The sequence below is a fragment of the Dehalococcoidia bacterium genome, from assembly GCA_028711995.1.
Taxonomy (GTDB): Bacteria; Chloroflexota; Dehalococcoidia; order SZUA-161; family SpSt-899; genus JAQTRE01.
Genome location: JAQTRE010000055.1, coordinates 1 through 19109 on the forward strand (window position 1 = coordinate 1; position 19109 = coordinate 19109).

Here is a 19109-nt window from a genome sequence, read left to right on the forward strand (position 1 = left end):
GCCCATTGCCTCGACGGTGATCTTTCGCGAGAGGTCTCCCTGGGCTACGGCGGTGGTTACCTCGGCGATATTCCTCACCTGATTTGTCAGGTTGGAGGCCATCATATTGACACTCTCGGTCAGTTCCTTCCAGGTGCCGCCTACCCCCTTGACCTCGGCCTGCCCGCCAAGCTTGCCTTCAGTGCCTACCTCACGGGCCACCCGGGTCACTTCCGAGGCAAAGTTACTCAACTGATCCACCATGATGTTGATGGTGTTCTTTAATTCAAGGATTTCTCCTTTGGCATCCACCTCAATCTTTCTTGTCAGGTTTCCCTGGGCTACGGCGGTGGTCACCTCGGCGATATTCCTCACCTGGCTGGTCAGGTTGCCGGCCAGCGTATTGACATTATCGGTCAATTCCTTCCAGGTGCCGCCTACCCCCTTGACCTCGGCCTGCCCGCCAAGCTTGCCTTCAGTGCCTACCTCACGGGCCACCCGGGTTACTTCCGAAGCAAAGGCGCTCAGCTGGTCCACCATGGTATTGATGGTGTCCTTCAACTGCAGAATCTCGCCCATTGCCTCAACGGTGATCTTTCGCGAGAGGTCTCCCTGGGCTACGGCGGTGGTCACCTCGGCGATATTCCTCACCTGGCTGGTCAGATTGCCGGCCAGCATATTGACATTATCGGTCAATTCCTTCCAGGTACCGGCAACACCGGGCACTGCAGCCTGCGCTCCAAGCTCTCCTTCGACGCCCACCTCTCTGGCCACCCGGGTCACTTCCGAAGCAAAGGTGCTCAACTGATCCACCATGATGTTGATGGTGTTCTTTAATTCAAGGATTTCCCCCTTGGCATCCACCTCAATCTTTCTTGTCAGGTTTCCCTGGGCTACGGCAGTGGTCACCTCGGCGATATTCCTCACTTGGCTGGTCAGATTGCCTGCCAGCGTGTTGACATTCTCGGTCAATTCCTTCCAGGTACCGGCGACGCCGGATACTTCAGCTTGCCCTCCAAGCTTGCCTTCAGTGCCCACCTCACGGGCCACCCGGGTCACTTCCGAAGCAAAGGTGCTCAACTGATCCACCATGGTATTGACGGTGTTCTTCAACTGCAGAATCTCACCCATTGCCGCAACAGTGATCTTCTGTGATAGATCACCGTTAGCCACGGCTGTAGTCACTTTGGCGATGTCCCTCACCTGGCTGGTCAGATTACCTGCCAGAGTATTGACATTCTCGGTCAGTTCCTTCCAGGTGCCGGCAACGCCGGACACCTTAGCTTGTGCCCCGAGCTTACCTTCGGTGCCTACCTCTCTGGCCACCCGGGTTACTTCTGCGGCAAAGGCGCTCAGTTGGTCAACCATGTTGTTGGTTATTGTGGCTATTCTCAAAAACTCGCCTTTTAAGGGTATTCCTTCAACCTCCAGTTCCATCTTCTGTGATAAATCCCCTCCTGCAACAGAGGCGATTACGCGAGCAACTTCAGCAGTAGGCTGCGTTAGATTGTCAATGAGCGCATTCACCGAGTTGATTTGGCTTGCCCATCCGCCACGGGATTCTCCCGGCAAAACACGCTCTGTTATCTGCCCTTCTTCACCCACAATCTTGCCGACCCGGATAATTTCTTTGGTTATCCTCTCGTTCAAAGAGACAACGTCATTGAAAGCCTCTGCTATTTCGGCCATCACACCATTGGTTGCAATCGGCAATCTAACCGAAAAATCCCCATCTTTCATAGCCTTAAGCGTGTCCAATACCAATTTCAGTTGATTGCCCGCCTCAGTGCCCAGGCTGATAACATTCCTCATGTTTCCCAGTTTCCTGCGTGCCTCCTGTATACTAGCCATTCCATACCTTCCTTTTTTCGATTCCTGGTCGTGGATTTTTTAAAATCCCAGGCGCCGGTTTCTAGATATGCCTTTGCTGGTTGCTTCATATGCTTTCCCATCGCCTTCCCATTCAGCGCCTCAGCTTTTCCTGCTTCTTACCCAACCGACACCAGATAGTTATCAGTGTGTCCCTAATATCCCGTGCTTGCTTGATGAACTGTCCCATCTGAATCCACATAGTATGTGCCCATCGTAGTGGCACTTCGCAGATACTTGTCGCCACTGGCAGGGAAAAGCGCCCAATCTCCATCACTGTATGGGAATGCCGTCATATCGTCAGTAGCCTCGCCTTCCGTATCACAAAGTGCAGCCGCAAAGCCTGAGATAGGGCTAGTTGTGGGCAGGTCATCCACACCTGTGTACGCCATTAGAACATCTATAGCGTCCTGAACAGCTGAGAGTTCAACGAGTTCCACTGCTGCGGGATCAGTTTGTGTCCCACCCCTGAGATGTACCACCACAGGAACAGCGATACTAGCTAAGACAGCCATGATACCGCCTGCTATGAGTAGCTCAACCAGCGTAAACCTGCGTTGCCCTTTTCCAAACCTTATCATCGGTTCTCCCTTCCTTCCACTATGTCTCCCTCGGAAACAGGCAAGGAAGCCTGTTTATTGTTTCTCTCTAGCCTTTCGGATCCTTCCTTCAGGTTATTGTCTTCTATGAATGAACCCCTCACTTCACCAACAACGGTAAATACTTCCCTGATTATTTACGTGATTCAGTATTGTTCGGTTCCTTATTGGAGATTTCCTTGAATGCCGGTGAGCTATGCTCAGCCAGGAACCGATAGAAACCGTCTCTATCTATCCGGTAATGACCCTTTGGAAGCTTGAATGCTCTCAGGTGCCCATCTTCAATCCACCGTATTACTGTCACCTTACTTACTCCACAGAGACGGGCAGCGATACCGCTCGTAATGTATTCTACCGATAAGTCTTTGTTCTCCATATTCATGTCGTCCCTCGTCAAGGTTTATTGAGCTGTAAATTATCACGATGTTTTCACTGTTAGTGTTCTTGGCGAATGTTACGATTTTATGCTAGCAAGGCTACATCACACATCTATCACAAAGAGAACCCAGCATCTCACAGAAAGATCACAGACTATGAATGTTGCAAGATGAAAAAACCGGACTGCGATAATATAGCCAGATAGTATAAAAAGACGGCGTGTTCAGATAGAAAGGATTCCTCAGGGGAGATACACGAAGGAGTGCCTTTGCCAAACTCGGAGTGTTTGTGGCCTTTGCGATTGCTTGGGGTTGTTTTTCTCTATGTCTAATTCAGTAAGATATCGGGGAACTAATGGTGCCTCTTGGCCCCACCCAAAAAAAAACTTATGTCAGATCAGGCGCACTTGCCCGATCTGACATAAGAAGATTTCTTCCGAATGGCAGTTGAGGGGTTATTCCTGGGAAGGTCGGATCAGCGCCGAAAGGCCAATCAGAAGTCCGGCTGTTAGAACGCCCCACAATAGATCTTGGAGAAGCACCGATGTATCCGGGTCTTTCGCATCGAATAGAATGCCTGCCAGAAACCCAAGGAAAAGGGCCAAAACCGCTCCGTATAAAAGCATGTTCTTGACAGGTAACGACATGATCGTCTCGGATTCTCCTGCTTTTGATGCCGCAACCAATGCAGAAAGCCCGGCCAGCACACCAGCCACGAGGATACCCCAAAGAAGCCATTCAAAGAAGACGCCGGATTCAGGGTCTTTCCCATCGAATAAGATGCCCGCTATGAATGCAATGACAATGGCAGCCATCCCGCCATATCTGAGGATCTTCTTGATCGGCAACGACTGGATCATGTGACCAACTGCCTCCATCTGCACCTTGGCCGATCCGCCACCCTTCAGGGCAGCCCCACATTTTTCACAGACAGTGCCGTCATCCTTGTTTTCCGAGCCACATTTTGGACAAAACATATTGTTCCTCCTTTTCTAGCCGAGATGGGCAAACATATGGAATAATAAGATTTCCCATACTATGCACCCTTGACCACTTATAATAGAGGAGTGACTCTCAATTGTAAAGTCCTGAGTAACTCTTTGATGATGTTCCACAATTTTACCAGAGACTCCTTAGATACCACGCAGTGATATGCTATTATACATGTTGTATGACTACCAAGCGGGTCATTGTCATCGGTGCTGGAGCCGGGGGCATGATGGCTGCATGCCGGGCGGCCGAGATGGGCGCTGACGTCCTTCTTCTGGAAAAGACCCTGTGCCCCGGTAACAAAATCCTCCTCACAGCTAACAGGCGTTGTAATCTGAGCAACACCAGAGAACTTGATGATTTCATCGCCATGTATGGCCCCAACGGCCGTTTTCTCTATCACGCTTTTCGGCACTACTTTCGCGAAGATCTACTGGCATTCTTGAAACACTATGGTGTGGAAACCAAGATCGAGGGCGATGGGCGGGTCTTTCCCGCCTCGGAGGATGCCCAAGATGTAGTCAGAGCTTTTGAAAGGTGCATGGCTGACCATAGTGTCCGTCTGGCCAAAAACATTAGAGTAGAGAGTATACTCCTTGATAAAGGCCGTGTGACAGGCGTGAAAGCAGGGGATGAGGTATACCCAACAACAACGGTTATCCTAGCAACCGGCGGCAGTTCATATCCGCAAACAGGCTCCTCTGGCGATGGGTATCGCTTGGCCTCTGCAATCGGTCATACTATCACTGCACTTCGTCCGGCACTGATTCCCCTGATAGTGTTTGAAACCCAGCGGGCGAAAAGCATGCAAGGAGTAAGTCTCAGCAATGTGCGCCTGACTGCCTATCAGTGCCCGGCGGACGCGATCGATCCCTCCCTGACCCCAACCAGCGACCGGGGGAGAGGCATCAGCGGCAAGCAGCCAGCAATCCCGATTATCGAAAGCCGCAGAGGAGAGATGATGATCACCCACTTTGGCATCAGTGGCCCCATGGTGTTACTGATGAGCCTGGCGATTGTAGACGCACTCCAAAATGGCCCGGTGAGTGTTTCCATCGATCTCTTCCCTGATCTCAACGAAAGGCAAATGCGCCAGCGATTGCAGAGCGAATTTGACCGCTACGGCAAGCGCGGATTCCGCCATCTTCTGGATGGCCTGCTGCCGAACAAAATGGTTGCTCCCTTCATCGATATGGCAGCCATCCCGCCAGAAAAGCGCAGCCATGAAATCGACGCTGAGGAACGAGAGCGATTGTTGAGCTTACTCAAGTCGCTTCGCTTCAATATCAAAGGACCGCTCTCGATAGCCGCTGCCATGGTCACGGCAGGAGGCGTTTCTCTTAAAGAAATCGATCCGCGCACCATGGGCTCCCGATTGGTCGATGGACTCTATTTTTGCGGCGAGGTGATGGACCTTGATGGCGATACCGGTGGATATAACCTTCAAGCGGCATTTTCCACTGGATATGTTGCTGGGGAGGAAGCCGCCCGATCCTAGCGGTGTCTGGAATTCAGTTGTCAGTCGTCAGGTTTGAAAGTCTTTTTCTTCCCCCTCTCCCGTGAACGGGAGAAGGGATAAGGGCAAACTCTCCCAGCGGTTGGGAAGAGTGATCAATCATAACTTAACCGGAGCATCCTTCATTACCAGTTTTTGGAGCAGGAGGTATAGTGACGTACAAAGCCGATGTTACCATCATTGGGGCGGGAGTGGTCGGGCTGTCCATAGCTTCCCAGGTGGCAAAGACGGGAAGAAAGGTCTTCGTGCTGGAGAGGAATGCATCGTTCGGGCAGGAACAAAGCTCCCGCAACAGCGAGGTCATTCATGCAGGCGTCTATTACACCAAGGATTCCCTGAAAGCAAAGCTATGTCTGGAAGGCAACGCGCTTCTCTATGAACTTTGCGAGAAGATCGGGATAGCCTACCGGAAGTGCGGCAAGCTGCTGGTGGCAACCAGCGAGATGGAGGCGCAAAATCTGGAGAGGCTGTTTGAAATCGGCAGGAACAATGGCGCCCCTCTGAAAATGCTCTCCCGCAAGGAACTGGCCCGGCTTGAACCCAATGTGCGAGCCACCTCTTCTTTCTTATCTCCTACCACGGGGATTATCGACTCGCACACGCTCATGGGATATTTCCAAGCGCAAGCCCGGGAAAAAGAGGCTCAGATCGTTTACAGAACCGAGGTCATCGATATAGCGAAACTATCAGACGGATATGAAGTGAAGGTGACGGACCCCTCCGGCATTTCCACTTTCAAAACCAGAGTCCTGGTGAATTGTGCCGGACTTTACAGCGATAGAATGTCACAGATGGCCGGGATTGACATTCAGAAAGCCAACTACAAACTGCATTGGCTCAAAGGAGAATACTACAGCGTCAGCGGCGGCAAGAACAAAATGATCAACCGGTTGATCTATCCCGTACCCGGAGCTGTGAGCGTTGGAGTGCATGTGTGCTTTGATGTGAATTGGAGATTGCGTCTGGGCCCGCACCTTTATTATGTCAACGAAAAGAGCTACAATGTCGATGATTCGAGGCGGGAGGGTTTTCTGGTCTCCAGCATGATGAAAGCCCTGCCGTTCATCCAGCCCTCCGATCTGGAGCCTGAGTCGTCCGGCATACTGGCAATGCTTCAGGCAGAAGGGGAGGGATTGAAGGACTTTGTCATCAGACATGAGAAAGACAGAGGATTGCCCGGATTTGTGAACCTGGTGGGCATCGAATCCCCGGGCCTGACTTCTTCCCCGGCAATCGGCCGATACGTTGGCCGGATGATCGAAGGAATTTTGTAGAATAGATGAGCAGGATTCAGAACAGTTGAATCGGACGGCCAAACAAGCTAGAATCTAACCGATGCCGGGGTGGCGGAATGGCAGACGCGACGGACTTAAAATCCGTTGGCCGTTGAGGTCGTGCGGGTTCGAGTCCCGCCCCCGGCACTTCCCCTCCGCCTCTGCCATACATGGACAGTATCTTGGGCATTTCTGCATAAGGACTCCGCTCAATTTGATCTTTGGAGCAAACCGGCGAGAAGGGTTCTGTCTGCCTATAGAGAATTGAAAGAGTCGTCCCAATTCCCAAAACTCGGGGATTGGGACGACTCTTGACCATTTTCAACTGCCCTTAGTCCATACCGTAGACGATGTAAACGCTGACGCTGATCTCCTGCTCACCGGGGCTGATCGGCATGGAGGAAGAACCCTCATCCTTCGAGGCATAGTCCATGCGAACGGGGGAGACATACCCACTGCTCTCGCTGATAGAGATCGGGTCGTCAAGTTTCACCTTGGCGAGATTGGCCATCTGTTCCGCCTTAGCCCTGGCATCGGCAAATGCCTTCTCGCGAGCCTGCATCTGGTATGGAACAGGATATTCGATGGAGAAGTATATTCCCTGAACCCGGGTCAAGTCCCCACCAGCCACTGCTACTGCATCGATGATTTGACCGGCCTTACCCAAGTCTCTGATCTTAGCCGTTACCATGTTGGAGACTCGATAGCCCAACACGATCTGCTGTTGAGTATCCTCATCCCATTTGGTTATGGGATAGATGGAAAACTGCGAGGTCTGAATATCCTTATCAGCCAACCCGCCATTCTTTAGAGAGTCCATTACCTTGTTCATCGCATCGGCTGCCTGGGTCTGCGCCTCGTTCACTGTTTTGGCTTGGGCTTCGATGCCAAGGGTCACCGTCACCAGATCAGGCGTGGCCGATACTTTGCCTTCTCCGGTTACCGAGATGCCTGCTTGATTGCCGTTCTCAGCATCGGAATCACAGCATCCCGCTGCTCCAAAGAGGGTAAGCGCTACCACTATCGCCAGTACGGGTATCCAAATCTTTTTCATTTTATTCTTCTCCTTTCTCTGTCAATATCAGTTGCTGGCCCGAAATATTCACACAGTCGATACCTCCCTTCATGGCTGCCATGGTGCTAAGAATTGCTTCTTGGCTTTCACTGTATAAGACGTCGGGATGAATAGATAGTGCTCACTGCACTTGCGGAAAACTGCTCAATTGGCGGACCAGCCGGTTGGCGTTGCGCTCCCGATTGGAGGATGGATACAGTGATTTTAATCTACCAGAAAACGAAGTATGACTATCTAGTTGTCAATATGTTTTTGCCCATAATACACAGAACGACAAGGCACCCTTTGTGGAAAGCACTTGGGGGAAATGAGGATGGAGGGAACTATCCCTCCCGGATGGATACTACAATAGCGCGCTACCCTGTCTCATCACAACATCATCCGCTGCCTGTCACTCTCAACATCATAGCCCAGGTGAGAACGCCCTGCACTTCCGATTCGCCTTCCCGCCGGTGTGCGGATAATGAATCCCTTTTTCAGCAAGAACGGTTCAACAACGTCAACCAGAGTGTTCGGCTCTTCGTTAATAGTCGCGGCAAGAGCTTCAATGCCCACCGGTCCGCCTTTGTAGTTCTTCAGAACAGTGTTCAGGTAGAGTCGGTCGAGCTTATCCAGCCCGGCCTGGTCCACACCCTCCTTGGTCAGAGCCTCATCTGCCAGTTCCCTGGTGATCTTCCCATCGCCAGTCACCTCCGCGTAGTCCCTGACGCGGCGGAGCAACCGATTGGCAATCCGGGGCGTGCCTCGCGATCTTTTGGCGATCTCCACCGCTCCCTTCTCCTCAACTTGCACGCCTAGAATGCCAGCCGATCTCTTGACCACTTTGGTCAGCTCTTCAGGGGAGTAATAGTCCAGATGATAGCTCATGCCGAATCGATCGCGCAGTGGCGGAGACAGCATTCCAGCCCGCGTTGTGGCGCCGATCAGTGTGAAATGCTTGAGTTTGAAGGGAAGGGTCTTGGCATAAGCCCCTTTGCCATAGATGAAGTTGACCTCAAAATCCTCCATGGCAGAGTACAGATACTCTTCGATGGTGCGGGAAAGGCGGTGTATTTCATCAATGAAAAGAACCTCACCGTTATCGAGATTGGAGAGAATGCCCACAATATCCACCGGCTTCTCCAGCGCCGGACCGGCGGTGTGAGTGATCTTGGTCTGCATCTCGTTGGCGATGATATGGGCCAGCGTGGTTTTTCCCAATCCCGGCGGCCCGTGAAGGAGAACATGATCCAAAGGCTCGCCTCTGTTTTTGGCGGCAGTCAGAGCGATCGTCAGGCTCTCCACAAGCTCTGGCTGCCCGATGTACTCATCCAGAGTCGGAGGACGAAGGCTCAGGATAAAGCTCTCCTCATCCTCCCGCTGAATCGGGGCCCCTTTTGGCTCTTGATCTTCCCCCCTGATAGATGGCTCCCGGCTCACGTTCATTTCCTCTCAGATCGGAATATATCGCGGATCAGATCCTCAATATCTTTCACCCCGCGATTTCGTTCCAGGGCTTCTTCTACCTTTGCTTTGGCCTCCGCTCGCTTATAGCCTAGTCCGGCAAGGACCTCGATGGTCTCATCGGTGATGTCCTTCCGTACCACCTTGGGAATGCTATCATAGCCTTCATCTTTGAGCAGGGCAAACTCGGCCACTTTCTCCTTAAGCGTGGCGATGATCTTCTGAGCGGTTCGTGCGCCGATGCCAGGCATCTTTTCCAGAACCTTGGCATCCCCATCCTCAATGGCGTTAGCTACTGTTGACACGGAAAAGACGAAGGCTTTGGCCGCCTTGCTGGGACCGATATCTTCGACGGCGATCAACCGCTCGAAGAACCGTTTTTCGAATTCGCTGTTGAAGCCCACCAGCACCGGCCGGGGCTGCCTCTCTGAGACGTGATAGTAAATTTGCAGCGTAATTGGGTCTCCCTCTTTCTTTCCGCGATCAACAATTGACCGCATCACAAACGCTGGCAGCATCACTTCGTAGCCCACGCTGTTTACATCGACCACTATTCTCGATTTGTCTGGGTCAATGCTGCTGATGGCCCCGCTGAGATGAGAGATCACTTTACTGTCCTTTCCGGTTTCGCATGGCCTTAAACCCTCTTGCCCCCGATGGCAGCCATCACCGGACTATTGGCCGTCCAGTAATGGCAAATGGCTACCGCCAGTGCATCGGCCACATCATTGGGCTGAGGGATTTCCTTGAGCTTGAGCATGGCTTGAATCGCCCGTTGCATCTGGTCTTTTGACGCTCTGCCGCTACCGGTCAGAGTCGACTTGATCTGGGTTGAAGCATAGCTGGAAACCGGGATATTTTTCTTGGCCGCTGCCAGGCAAATCACCCCTCTGGCATGCCCCATCAGAATCGCGGTGGTGGGGTGTTCATAGTGGGAATAAAGCTGTTCCAACGCCAGGGATTCGGGGCGGAATTGGTCGAGCACTTCATCGATGCCGTCATACAGGCGGGAAAGCCTTACCTCCAGGGCATCTTCGGTAGAACCGGTGCGAATCGCTCCGCCTTCCAACAAAACAATATGGCGATCGGCGATCTCGATGACTCCGTAACCCGTCGTCTTCAACCCGGGATCAATCCCAAGAATTCTCATTTGCTTTCCCCTGAATCAGGCCCTCTTTTTATCTATTATCATAACACCCCAACGGCTGCGAAGATAGGTATCAGAACGTCTCTTCTGTCAAGCTACGGAAGGCTCATTGATTCAGGAATATGACAGCCCGGAAGAAAGAATCATAGTCATCCCCGTAAGAGCGGGAATTGGGTAGGGTGAGGGATGGATTTCTCTGGATTAAGCGCGGGGCAGGCCGGTCAATCACGGGACACTGTGCAACAATTAAGATGAGCGCGTTCCCTTTCCAGTGCGCCTCAATATCTCCCTGGCCGCAATCACTCCCGAAGCCGAAGCCTGCACCAGTCCACGAGAGACGCCAGCACCATCGCCGATGGCATACAGATTGGGGACCTCTGTTTCCAGGTTCTGCGTGAGCTGCAACCTGGAAGAATAGAACTTCACTTCAATCCCATAAAGCAGTGTATGAGGCGAGGCAACGCCGGGAGCCAGCTTATCCATAGCCGTCAACATCTCGTTGATTCCCTTTAAAAAGCGATAGGGAAGCGCCGCACTGATATCTCCCGGAGCAGCAGCCCTTAATGTGGGCTGGACTTTCCATTGATGCACATTTTCGGAGGCGGAAGATCTGCCCTTTTTCAAATCACCCAGGCGCTGTAGAATAGCGCCGCCGCTCAGAAGATTTGCCAGGCGTGCCACGGATCGGCCGTAGGTTATGGGATCGTGGAAGGGCTCTGCGAAGCTGGCGCTGCCGAGGAGGGCAAAGTTGGTATTAGCGGTCTTGCGATGGGCATAACTATGCCCGTTGACTGTGATCACCGGATCGGCACCGCCGGTCGATTCCATAGTGACCTCGCCAGCAGGGCACATACAAAACGTCCTGATCCGGTCCTTGAACGTCCGGGAATAGAACTCTAATTTGCATTCGTAGAGGGCATCGGTCAGTTCCGCAAGCACCGCATTCGGCACTTCAACCCGGAGGCCGATATCGATGGGATTGTTATGCTTGGTGAGTTTAAGCCGAAAGGCCTCTTTTACCAGCCAATCCGATCCCTCCCTGCCAGGAGCCACAACCACATGGCGAGCTTCGATTCTTTGACCATCCCGGCTTTCAATCCCCCTGGCCCTGCCATTGCGGATCAGGATAGATTCAGCGGTGATATCTGTTTGCATTTCTACCCGATCCGCCAGGAAACCCTGCATGCGCTGCAACACGCCATAGCAGCGTTCAGTCCCCAGATGCCGAACCGGTACCGGAATCAAATTCAATCCGGCCAGCTTTGCCTTCTGTTTTAAGCCTTCGACCTCGGGGCCGATTCCATGGAGAACCTCAGGGGCTCCAAATCTCAGGTAACATCGGTCCACGTAGCGGATCAGGGCCTCGGTGTTTTCCACCCCCTGGTAATCCGTAAGCCGCCCACCCACATCAGAGGACAAAGTGAGCTTGCCATCGCTGAAGGCCCCCGCCCCGCCCCACCCACTCACCATATCGCAAGGGGAACAGGAAAGGCAATCGGTATTATCGATAACGCTGGGGCAGCACCGCTTGTTGAGAGCGGGGCCTTTTTCGAGGATAAGAACACGAAGGTCAGAGGATTTGGCTAATTCAAGAGCTGTAAATATGCCCGCAGGACCGCCGCCCACAATAACAACGTCATAGATTTTGGCCATACTCTACCCCGGTGCTGTCCTGCGGTGCCTATGCCAGAATGACATTGGGGGGAAGGAATTCTAGTCCTTGATCTTGTACCGTTTCTTGAACCGCTCAATCTGACCGGCAGTATCCATCATATGTTGCTTGCCGCTGAAGAACGGATGGCACTTGCTGCAAACTTCTACCTTGAGCATTGGCTGAGTCGCGCCAACGGAGAAGGTGTTTCCACAGGAACAAACCACTTTCGCTTCATCATAGTATTTGGGATGTACTTTCTCTTTCATGCTGCTGCTCAATTAGTGTCCTGAATTGGATAGACACTCACTTTTTTATTATATTTGGTCGCTCGTTCAAAGGCGACTTTGCCATCGATGAGAGCGAAAATGGTATGATCTTTGCCCAAACCGACATTGTTGCCCAGATGGACCTTCGTGCCTCGCTGCCTCACCAGGATATTGCCGGCTCGAACCACCTGACCATCCGACTTCTTGACTCCGAGTCTTTGGGATTGGCTGTCTCTCCCTAGTCTGCTGCTGCCGCCTGCTTTCTTATGTGCCATACAAAATTACCCCTAATTTGCTACAATCTCGTTAATCGCCAATCGGGTATGAGCCTGACGATGACCTCTCTTGCGACGATAACGGACTTTGCTCTTGTACTTGAATACAATTATCTTCTTGTCTCTGCCCTGAGACACGATCGTGGCCTTGACCTTGGCCCCGTTGAGCATCGGCTGGCCGACTACGGTCTTCTCACCATCGTTAACCATGAGAACTTCATTCAATTCAATCGCACTGCCCTCATCGCCGGGAAGGCGCTCCACATCAATCGTCTGGCCCGGTGAGACCCGGTATTGCTTTCCCCCAGTAGTAATGATAGCGTAAATTGTCATCCTCCCTCAAAAAATGCCAGCGTTAGCATTTTACCAGTTGTAGCCAAATTGTCAATCTAGCGTTTCCTCAGAGGCCGCCAGAATAGGCTTCGAATTGAAAAGGCGAACAGCACTGGTTATAATTATAGGCGTTATCCTCGACATGCACAAGAGATTGAGCCAATAAAGAGAAAACACCATCGAGAATGCCCACGCCCTTGATCTTATTTTCCTCCTGGGATTTCACATCTTGAGATTGTCGAAAAAGAGGTGAAGGATTTTTTCTTCCGGGGCTTGCCCTCGACCGCGATCGGGGGATATGGAGGTTGAGCAGACCATTTCAATACTCTGATTTCGAATGAGAGTTTTTCTCATCGATGCCCCCGGCACAAATGGAAAAACAAGAATATGGAAACGATGTTCGATCGATTAGACTCCCTCGAAAAGCGATATGAGGAAATCCACACCCTCATGGCTCAACAAGATGCGTGCTCCAATATCGAGCTATTGCAGAAATTGGCTCAGGAGGAAGCCTCTATCAAGGAGCTTGCGGCTCAGTACCGGGAATACAAAACTGTCCTGGCGAAACTTAATGAAACCAAGGCGATGCAAAGTGACGGCCTCGATGGTGAGATGGCGGATTTGATTAACCAGGAAATCGAATCTCTAGACAAACGCCGGGAGAGTCTGGTAGGAGCGATGAAACTGGCTCTCATACCTAAACACCCTGCCGATCAGAAGGACGTGATCATGGAAATCCGCGCTGGTACCGGGGGAGAAGAAGCAGCCCTCTTTGCCGGCGACCTTTTCCGCGCATATACTCGTTATGCTCTGGCCAGGGGATGGCAGGTGGAAACCCTGGATACGCATGAAACCGGAATCGGCGGTTTCAAGGAGATTATTTTCGGAATCAAGGGGAAAGAGGTATTCAGCAGGCTCAAGTATGAGCGGGGAGTTCATCGGGTCCAGCGGGTGCCTCTCACCGAATCGGGAGGGCGAATTCATACCTCGACTGCTACCGTGGCCGTGCTACCAAAAGTGGATGAGGTGGAGGTATCCATCAACCCCGACGATCTGCGGATCGATATCTTCCACTCGGGTGGAGCGGGGGGACAAAACGTAAATAAGGTGTCCACCGCCATCCGCATCACCCATATCCCAACCGGGTTGGTGGTCACGTGTCAGGACGAGCGTTCCCAGCTCAAGAACAAAACGAAGGCCCTGTCGGTGCTCCGGGCTCGCCTGTATGATCAGGAACAATCCAAACAGTTCAAAGAGAGGACAGAGAATCGCCGTTCACAGGTGGGAAGTGGAGAACGCTCAGAGAAAATACGCACCTACAATTTCCCTCAGTCGCGGGTTACGGACCATCGAATTGGGCTGACGCTCCACAACCTCAAAGCCGTCCTGGAGGGAGAACTCGATCAGCTCATCGATGCGCTGATCGCTTCCGAACAACCCTCTGAATAACGTGTCAGACATCAATTATCAGGGTTTGTTCCCGCGTGATCGCCCTTTTGAAAAGATGAAGGTCATCAGACAAGCGCTCGAAGAATCGATGAAAGCACTCGAATCGGCTGGGATCGAAGAGGCTTGTCTGGAGTCTGAGATTCTGCTGCGTCACGTACTCGGTTTGAGCAAGGCAGAACTCCACGCTCGAATTGATGATCCTCTATCGGCTGATCAATCTCAGGCCCTGAATCATCTCTTGCAGCGTCGCCTCACCCATGAACCCTCAGCCTACATCACGGGCCACAAAGAATTCTACGGTATCGATTTCTACGTCAATCGTGCGACACTCATCCCCCGACCTGAAACTGAAATCCTGGTTGAGCAAGCGCTGGAACTACTGCGCTATAATCCCACAGCTCGGATCATCGACGTCGGTACCGGCTGCGGCGCTATTGCCATAGCTCTGGCCATCCATTTGCCCCAAGCCATGGTCTGTGCCACCGACATCTCGGCATCAGCATTGCGAGTGGCTGCATCAAACTGTTTCAGGAATGATGTGCCCAATCGAGTTCATCTGATTCAGGCCGATCTTCTGGGATCGATCCTCGGGCCTTTTGATCTCATCGTTGCCAACCTGCCCTATGTGAGCGATATGGAGATGAGGGACCTGAGCAAAGAAATCCGTCTCTTCGAACCGAATCACGCGCTGGCTGGCGGACCGGACGGACTTGGATTGATCTCCCGGCTTCTTCCTCAAGCAAAAGACAGGGTGCGAAGCGGAGGAGCAATCCTATTGGAGATTGGCCAAACCCAGCGCAGGGCCGCAATCCATCAGGTGAGACAATATTTCCCTGGGGCCCCAATAAAGGCAATCCCGGATTTGAGCCAAAAGGACAGGGGCATCCTGGTGAAAGTCTAATCCGCAAAGGTGGAACTTGCCACAGACAATAGGTTATAATAGGCGGTGGTCTTTAAAGAGAAGTCAAATTGAATCAAACCAAAGGAGTTGAGATGTCTAAAGAGGTAGTCACTGCCCCCATACCGGGAAAGGTCATCAGAGTTCAAGCGCAAGCAAACGCCAAGATCAATGAAGGCGATACGATCTGCGAAATCGAATCCATGAAAATGGAAAACCCCATCACCGCCCCTGTCTCCGGGGTAATCGGTGAAATCAATGTGGCTCCAGGACAGGTGGTCAAAACGGGCCAGACCATAGCGGTTATCAACTACTAGGGACGCTCCGATTAAGAGGTTCTGCCCACTCTCCTGGCTGTCAGGACAGGAGAGTGGGCAGGCTTTGAATCCATTTGTCTCCCATCTTTTCCGAGGGAGTTTAGTTGGTTTGTAAGCGCTTCTGCACGGAGTGGAATATCTTTTGAGCCCCAGAGGGAGTGATGCCGCATCTGGCGGCGATCTCGCTCCAAGTTTCCTCTTTTCCAGTAACAAAGCCCTTGCGGAGCAGATAGACCTGTTGATCTGCCTCGCTAAGGCCTTTTTCATCCAACTCGATCAGCCCCTCAATCGGTTCAACCGTCGCCTGAACCCTCTCCAGCGAAGGTTCGATGGCGAAGGCCTGCCGGTAATCTTCCCGAGCCTGCTCTCTTCGGTGGAGCCTCTCCAATGCAATGGCGCGGTTGAAGAAAGTCCTGGGGTTTGAGGGATAGAGCCAGATTGAAGCCGTATAGCAGTCTATCGCCTGCGCCTCCAGATCGCGAGCCAAAAAGGAGTTGCCCGATACGTAAAAAGAAACCCCTCTCAATTGCCCCGGACTCAAGCCGTATACCTGCGGAATCGATTGCAGCGCATCCATGTTCATTAGACACGTCAGCATCCTTCCGCCATCGTCCGTCCGGGCGATCATCAGAGAGTGGCTGATATCGGCAGAACCATACCAGGGATCAATCAACTGCCGGGTGCCATCGGAGAGCTTAACCATACAAACATAGTGAGGAACGTATCTCCCCGCGTTATCCTGCACCACTTCTATCGTTTCAGCGTCAAGACCTGAATCGATTGCCAAAAATGTCAACAGGCGAGCATAGCCCAGGCAATCAGACTGACGCTGGGCCAACACATTCGGCAACTCCCAGAACCTTCCGCGCTTGATGTTTTGTCTGACGCTGACATAGATCCGGTTTATGAGGGCAGTTTCGTCACTGTTACCCGTGGGACAGTCCGGAATCGTTCCCCATTCCCGGACCGACTTCCTCACTTCATCGTCCGTCCACACCCGAACGCCAGCCGCCTTCCCTATCCTTCCCACCTCTCTGATCTGTTCCATGAGCCCATTAGCGACGTCGAAGAAGGTTCTTCTATCGCTCGTGACCGCCCGTCGGAGCATCCTCTGCTCCAGCCAGCCATCCAGAGAATCATAAGGGCCCTCTTCGGAGAGCACTTTGCGCTCCCTCCAAATGCCGACCAGGCGCATTCCGAAGTCCAGGTCGCTATCTCTGGACAAGTCAAGATCCACCCACCGATCGTTCAACCAGACCTGCACCAGAATGTGGTCGCGCTCCGGCGGCAAAGACTGGATCGACTGCAAGACTCCCCATATCTCCCCGGCGGAGTGTTCGGCAGGAGGATTTTCCCGCAACTGCCCTGCCATGAAATCGAAGAGTCCCCCTTCTCCCAGTATTCTGATCACCTTGAAACAAGTGGGAATTCCCACAGCGCGGTGAAGTTCGGCGGCAAGCAGCGCTTTTCCGGCGCACATCCCTCGCCTTCGCTTCAGAACATCCTCGGCACTTAGGTCCCACTCATCGAGATAATAGGGTATTTGGTCTCGCACAAACCGGGCAATGGTTTCGGAAACTTGAAGGGGTGAGCTTCTATCGGAAGCCAACTGAGCTGCCTGAGTTCGAATCACTTCACTGACTGTCATCCCGTATTGTTCCTATTGGCCCTTTCCAATCCTATGATGACAACACCCGGATGATATCCGGAATGAGGAGATGGGCCAGATCCCGCCGGCTCCCCCCACACAGGACGACGATCAATCTGCCGTTGCAAATCTGGTCCGCGGTTTGCTTGATCTCCTGAGCCAGTTTGGTATGGAAGTTCGCCGTGAGCCCGATATCGCCATAGTCGCCCTGAGTGCCGTCATAGCCCCAGTTCCAGAAGATGACCTCCGGTTGAAAAGCCTGCGCCCGCGAGGTGAAGTTCTCCCTGACCAGATTCAGATATTCCTCGTCGGTCACTCGCCAGGGAACCGGGACATCCACTTTGTTGTTCTGCTCCATGCTCCCGCCGCCGCAGAAACACATGTAGAGGACATCCGAGTCCTGTCCGAATATCTCCCAGGTTCCGTCACCATGATGGGCATCGGTATCGATGATGGCAAACCGCTTTACGCCGAAGTATTTGCGCAACTGGGAGATAGCGATGGCCGCTCCATTGAAGTAACACCCCCCTCCGAAGAAATCGGTGCCCGCATGATGATCTCCGTAGCCGGTGAAGACGAAGGCATTGTCGATCTCACCGCGCCACATCCGAATAGCCGCCGCCACCGTACTTGAAGCCGATATCAATGCCCCGTCGAAAGCCCCGCTACTCTTCACCTGTTCAACCATCTCCGGGCGATGCACATCCAGGAGCACCTCCTCCGGCATCAACTCCAGATCAAAAGAGGAAGTCGGCTTCAGAGGATAAAAAGCATCGTAGAGGAAAACGTTATCCCTGGAGAGAATACCCTCCAGGGCCTGGGGAAAGTCCCGCAGCCTCTCTCCCTCCTGATAGTGAAAGAAGACCCCGGTTCTGCGCCTCGGCAAAGACGCCTGTGGTTGTTGAGAGGACAGATACCCCAGCTGTTTCTCTCCCAGGAGCTTGACCTCGAGAGGCTCTCCATACCCGCCGACTGCGCCAGGCACAACACTGGCTTCGGGCCAAAGGCGTTCACCCTTGGCCAGTTTGTAGAAAACAACCACAAGCATCCCGAAGACAAATCCTCCAATGTGCGCCCAATAGGCAACCCCGCCTGCCTGGGCTGAAGATCCAAGCTCCCCGACGCCATTGAAGAACTGCATCATGAACCAGAAGCCCAGCAGAACAACAGCCGGAAGCTGAATAATGATGATGAAGAACAGCGTATCTACCCGACTGTAAGGATAGAGGAGGAAATAAGCCCCCAACACGCCAGCGATAGCTCCGCTGGCGCCAATGGTGGGAGCCAGAGAATTCCAATCGAATGCGATCTGGACTCCGAAAGCGACCAGGCCGCACGTGAGGTAGAAGGCCAAGTAGCGCCAATGCCCGAAGCGGTCCTCAATATTGTCTCCGAAGACCCACAAGAAGATCATATTGCCCAAAAGGTGCATCCACCCTCCGTGAATGAACATGCCGGTAAACAAGGTCGCCCAGGTGGGGATCGGTGAAGCGATATCCTGACATGAGAAAGGAATACTCTGAGGTGTACCGAAAACCATCCATGGGCCGCACATCCATTTGGCATCGACCCCATGCGTGAGTTCATAGGGCATGAAACCGAACTTCAGGAAGAAAACGTCGCTATTGCTGATTATCAGTTCATAGATAAAAACGAGCGCACAGATTGCGATGAGGCTGACATTGACGATAGGGAAAGTGCGGCGGGTGACATCACGATCGGAAATCGGAATAAACACTACAGCTACACTCCATCAAGATTTAATCGCCTGGGATTCGCGGAATCTCGCCTCGTTTACGGGTCTGCCAATATGACTTACTATCGACCCTGAGGCCTGACGGGCACAACAAAATGAGAGGCATGCTCTCTAACCTAACCCAACTTCCGCAGTTTCGAAGCTGACAGGTGCTTCTCCCGAACGTAAAGTTGGTACTACATTGCTTTAATTTTCATTCGCTGAGGGAGGTGCAGCCCAAGCATCTGGAGGAGAACTGCCTGGG

General features: G+C 52.6%; 19 protein-coding genes and 1 tRNA gene. 6 read left to right on the top strand and 14 right to left on the bottom strand.

All coding sequences use genetic code 11. The features are described from left to right. From PHV74_08825 to PHV74_08840, 4 genes are all read right to left on the bottom strand, one after another. Nucleotides 1-1791: HAMP domain-containing protein (locus PHV74_08825; protein ID MDD5094466.1), on the bottom strand; the 1791-nt coding region annotated here is incomplete at its 3' end. Nucleotides 1792-2003: 212 nt separating this feature from the next. Then, nucleotides 2004-2429, bottom strand: coding sequence for a type II secretion system protein (locus tag PHV74_08830; GenBank protein MDD5094467.1), 426 nt, complete (start codon nt 2427-2429; stop codon nt 2004-2006). Nucleotides 2430-2580: 151 nt separating this feature from the next. Beyond that, entirely contained in the window at nt 2581-2829 is a 249-nt protein-coding gene (locus PHV74_08835; GenBank protein ID MDD5094468.1) for a helix-turn-helix domain-containing protein, read from the bottom strand. A 450-nt stretch (nt 2830-3279) separates the two neighbouring features. Continuing rightward, nucleotides 3280-3801 carry a zinc-ribbon domain-containing protein gene (locus PHV74_08840; GenBank protein ID MDD5094469.1) on the bottom strand — a complete coding sequence of 174 codons (522 nt, stop codon included), beginning with the start codon at nt 3799-3801 and terminating at the stop codon, nt 3280-3282. A 194-nt stretch (nt 3802-3995) separates the two neighbouring features. Here PHV74_08840 and PHV74_08845 point away from each other — a divergent pair, with 194 nt between their 5' ends. From PHV74_08845 to PHV74_08855, 3 genes are all read left to right on the top strand, one after another. Continuing rightward, nucleotides 3996-5312: an NAD(P)/FAD-dependent oxidoreductase gene (locus PHV74_08845; GenBank protein ID MDD5094470.1), complete on the top strand. Its 1317-nt coding sequence runs from the start codon at nt 3996-3998 to the stop codon at nt 5310-5312. 170 nt (nt 5313-5482) lie between these two features. Further along, entirely contained in the window at nt 5483-6604 is a 1122-nt protein-coding gene (locus PHV74_08850; protein ID MDD5094471.1) for an NAD(P)/FAD-dependent oxidoreductase, read from the top strand. Between the two features lie 63 nt (nt 6605-6667). After that, a tRNA-Leu gene (locus PHV74_08855) sits at nt 6668-6751 on the top strand. Nucleotides 6752-6935: 184 nt separating this feature from the next. On the opposite strand, the gene PHV74_08860 is transcribed toward PHV74_08855, so the two are convergent. From PHV74_08860 to rplU, 8 genes are all read right to left on the bottom strand, one after another. Beyond that, the gene (locus tag PHV74_08860; GenBank protein MDD5094472.1) at nt 6936-7658 is read right to left on the bottom strand and encodes an SIMPL domain-containing protein; all 723 of its coding nucleotides are present in this window, start codon (nt 7656-7658) and stop codon (nt 6936-6938) included. Between the two features lie 390 nt (nt 7659-8048). Next, entirely contained in the window at nt 8049-9098 is a 1050-nt protein-coding gene (ruvB, locus tag PHV74_08865; protein MDD5094473.1) for a Holliday junction branch migration DNA helicase RuvB, read from the bottom strand. A gap of 2 nt (nt 9099-9100) precedes the next feature. Next, nucleotides 9101-9730 carry a Holliday junction ATP-dependent DNA helicase RuvA gene (locus tag PHV74_08870; GenBank protein ID MDD5094474.1) on the bottom strand — a complete coding sequence of 210 codons (630 nt, stop codon included), beginning with the start codon at nt 9728-9730 and terminating at the stop codon, nt 9101-9103. Between the two features lie 29 nt (nt 9731-9759). Beyond that, the gene (gene ruvC / locus PHV74_08875; protein ID MDD5094475.1) at nt 9760-10272 is read right to left on the bottom strand and encodes a crossover junction endodeoxyribonuclease RuvC; all 513 of its coding nucleotides are present in this window, start codon (nt 10270-10272) and stop codon (nt 9760-9762) included. Nucleotides 10273-10515: 243 nt separating this feature from the next. Beyond that, on the bottom strand, nt 10516-11922 hold the full coding sequence (locus PHV74_08880) for an FAD-dependent oxidoreductase (GenBank protein MDD5094476.1): 1407 nt from the start codon (nt 11920-11922) through the stop codon (nt 10516-10518). Between the two features lie 60 nt (nt 11923-11982). Continuing rightward, nucleotides 11983-12189, bottom strand: coding sequence for a 50S ribosomal protein L31 (gene rpmE / locus PHV74_08885; protein MDD5094477.1), 207 nt, complete (start codon nt 12187-12189; stop codon nt 11983-11985). A gap of 8 nt (nt 12190-12197) precedes the next feature. Next, a complete protein-coding gene (rpmA, locus tag PHV74_08890; GenBank protein ID MDD5094478.1) occupies nt 12198-12464 on the bottom strand; it encodes a 50S ribosomal protein L27 in 267 nt (88 codons plus the stop codon). Nucleotides 12465-12476: 12 nt separating this feature from the next. After that, nucleotides 12477-12791 carry a 50S ribosomal protein L21 gene (gene rplU / locus PHV74_08895; GenBank protein ID MDD5094479.1) on the bottom strand — a complete coding sequence of 105 codons (315 nt, stop codon included), beginning with the start codon at nt 12789-12791 and terminating at the stop codon, nt 12477-12479. A 402-nt stretch (nt 12792-13193) separates the two neighbouring features. On the opposite strand from rplU, the gene prfA reads away from it, so the two are divergent. From prfA to PHV74_08910, 3 genes are all read left to right on the top strand, one after another. Next, the gene (gene prfA, locus PHV74_08900; GenBank protein MDD5094480.1) at nt 13194-14246 is read left to right on the top strand and encodes a peptide chain release factor 1; all 1053 of its coding nucleotides are present in this window, start codon (nt 13194-13196) and stop codon (nt 14244-14246) included. A gap of 1 nt (nt 14247) precedes the next feature. After that, a complete protein-coding gene (prmC, locus tag PHV74_08905) occupies nt 14248-15147 on the top strand; it encodes a peptide chain release factor N(5)-glutamine methyltransferase (protein MDD5094481.1) in 900 nt (299 codons plus the stop codon). A 92-nt stretch (nt 15148-15239) separates the two neighbouring features. After that, a complete protein-coding gene (locus PHV74_08910) occupies nt 15240-15461 on the top strand; it encodes an acetyl-CoA carboxylase biotin carboxyl carrier protein subunit (GenBank protein MDD5094482.1) in 222 nt (73 codons plus the stop codon). A gap of 100 nt (nt 15462-15561) precedes the next feature. On the opposite strand, the gene PHV74_08915 is transcribed toward PHV74_08910, so the two are convergent. Then, the gene (locus PHV74_08915) at nt 15562-17109 is read right to left on the bottom strand and encodes a transglutaminase domain-containing protein (protein MDD5094483.1); all 1548 of its coding nucleotides are present in this window, start codon (nt 17107-17109) and stop codon (nt 15562-15564) included. 31 nt (nt 17110-17140) lie between these two features. After that, nucleotides 17141-18847: a rhomboid family intramembrane serine protease gene (locus PHV74_08920; GenBank protein ID MDD5094484.1), complete on the bottom strand. Its 1707-nt coding sequence runs from the start codon at nt 18845-18847 to the stop codon at nt 17141-17143. Nucleotides 18848-19109: the final 262 nt, after the last annotated feature.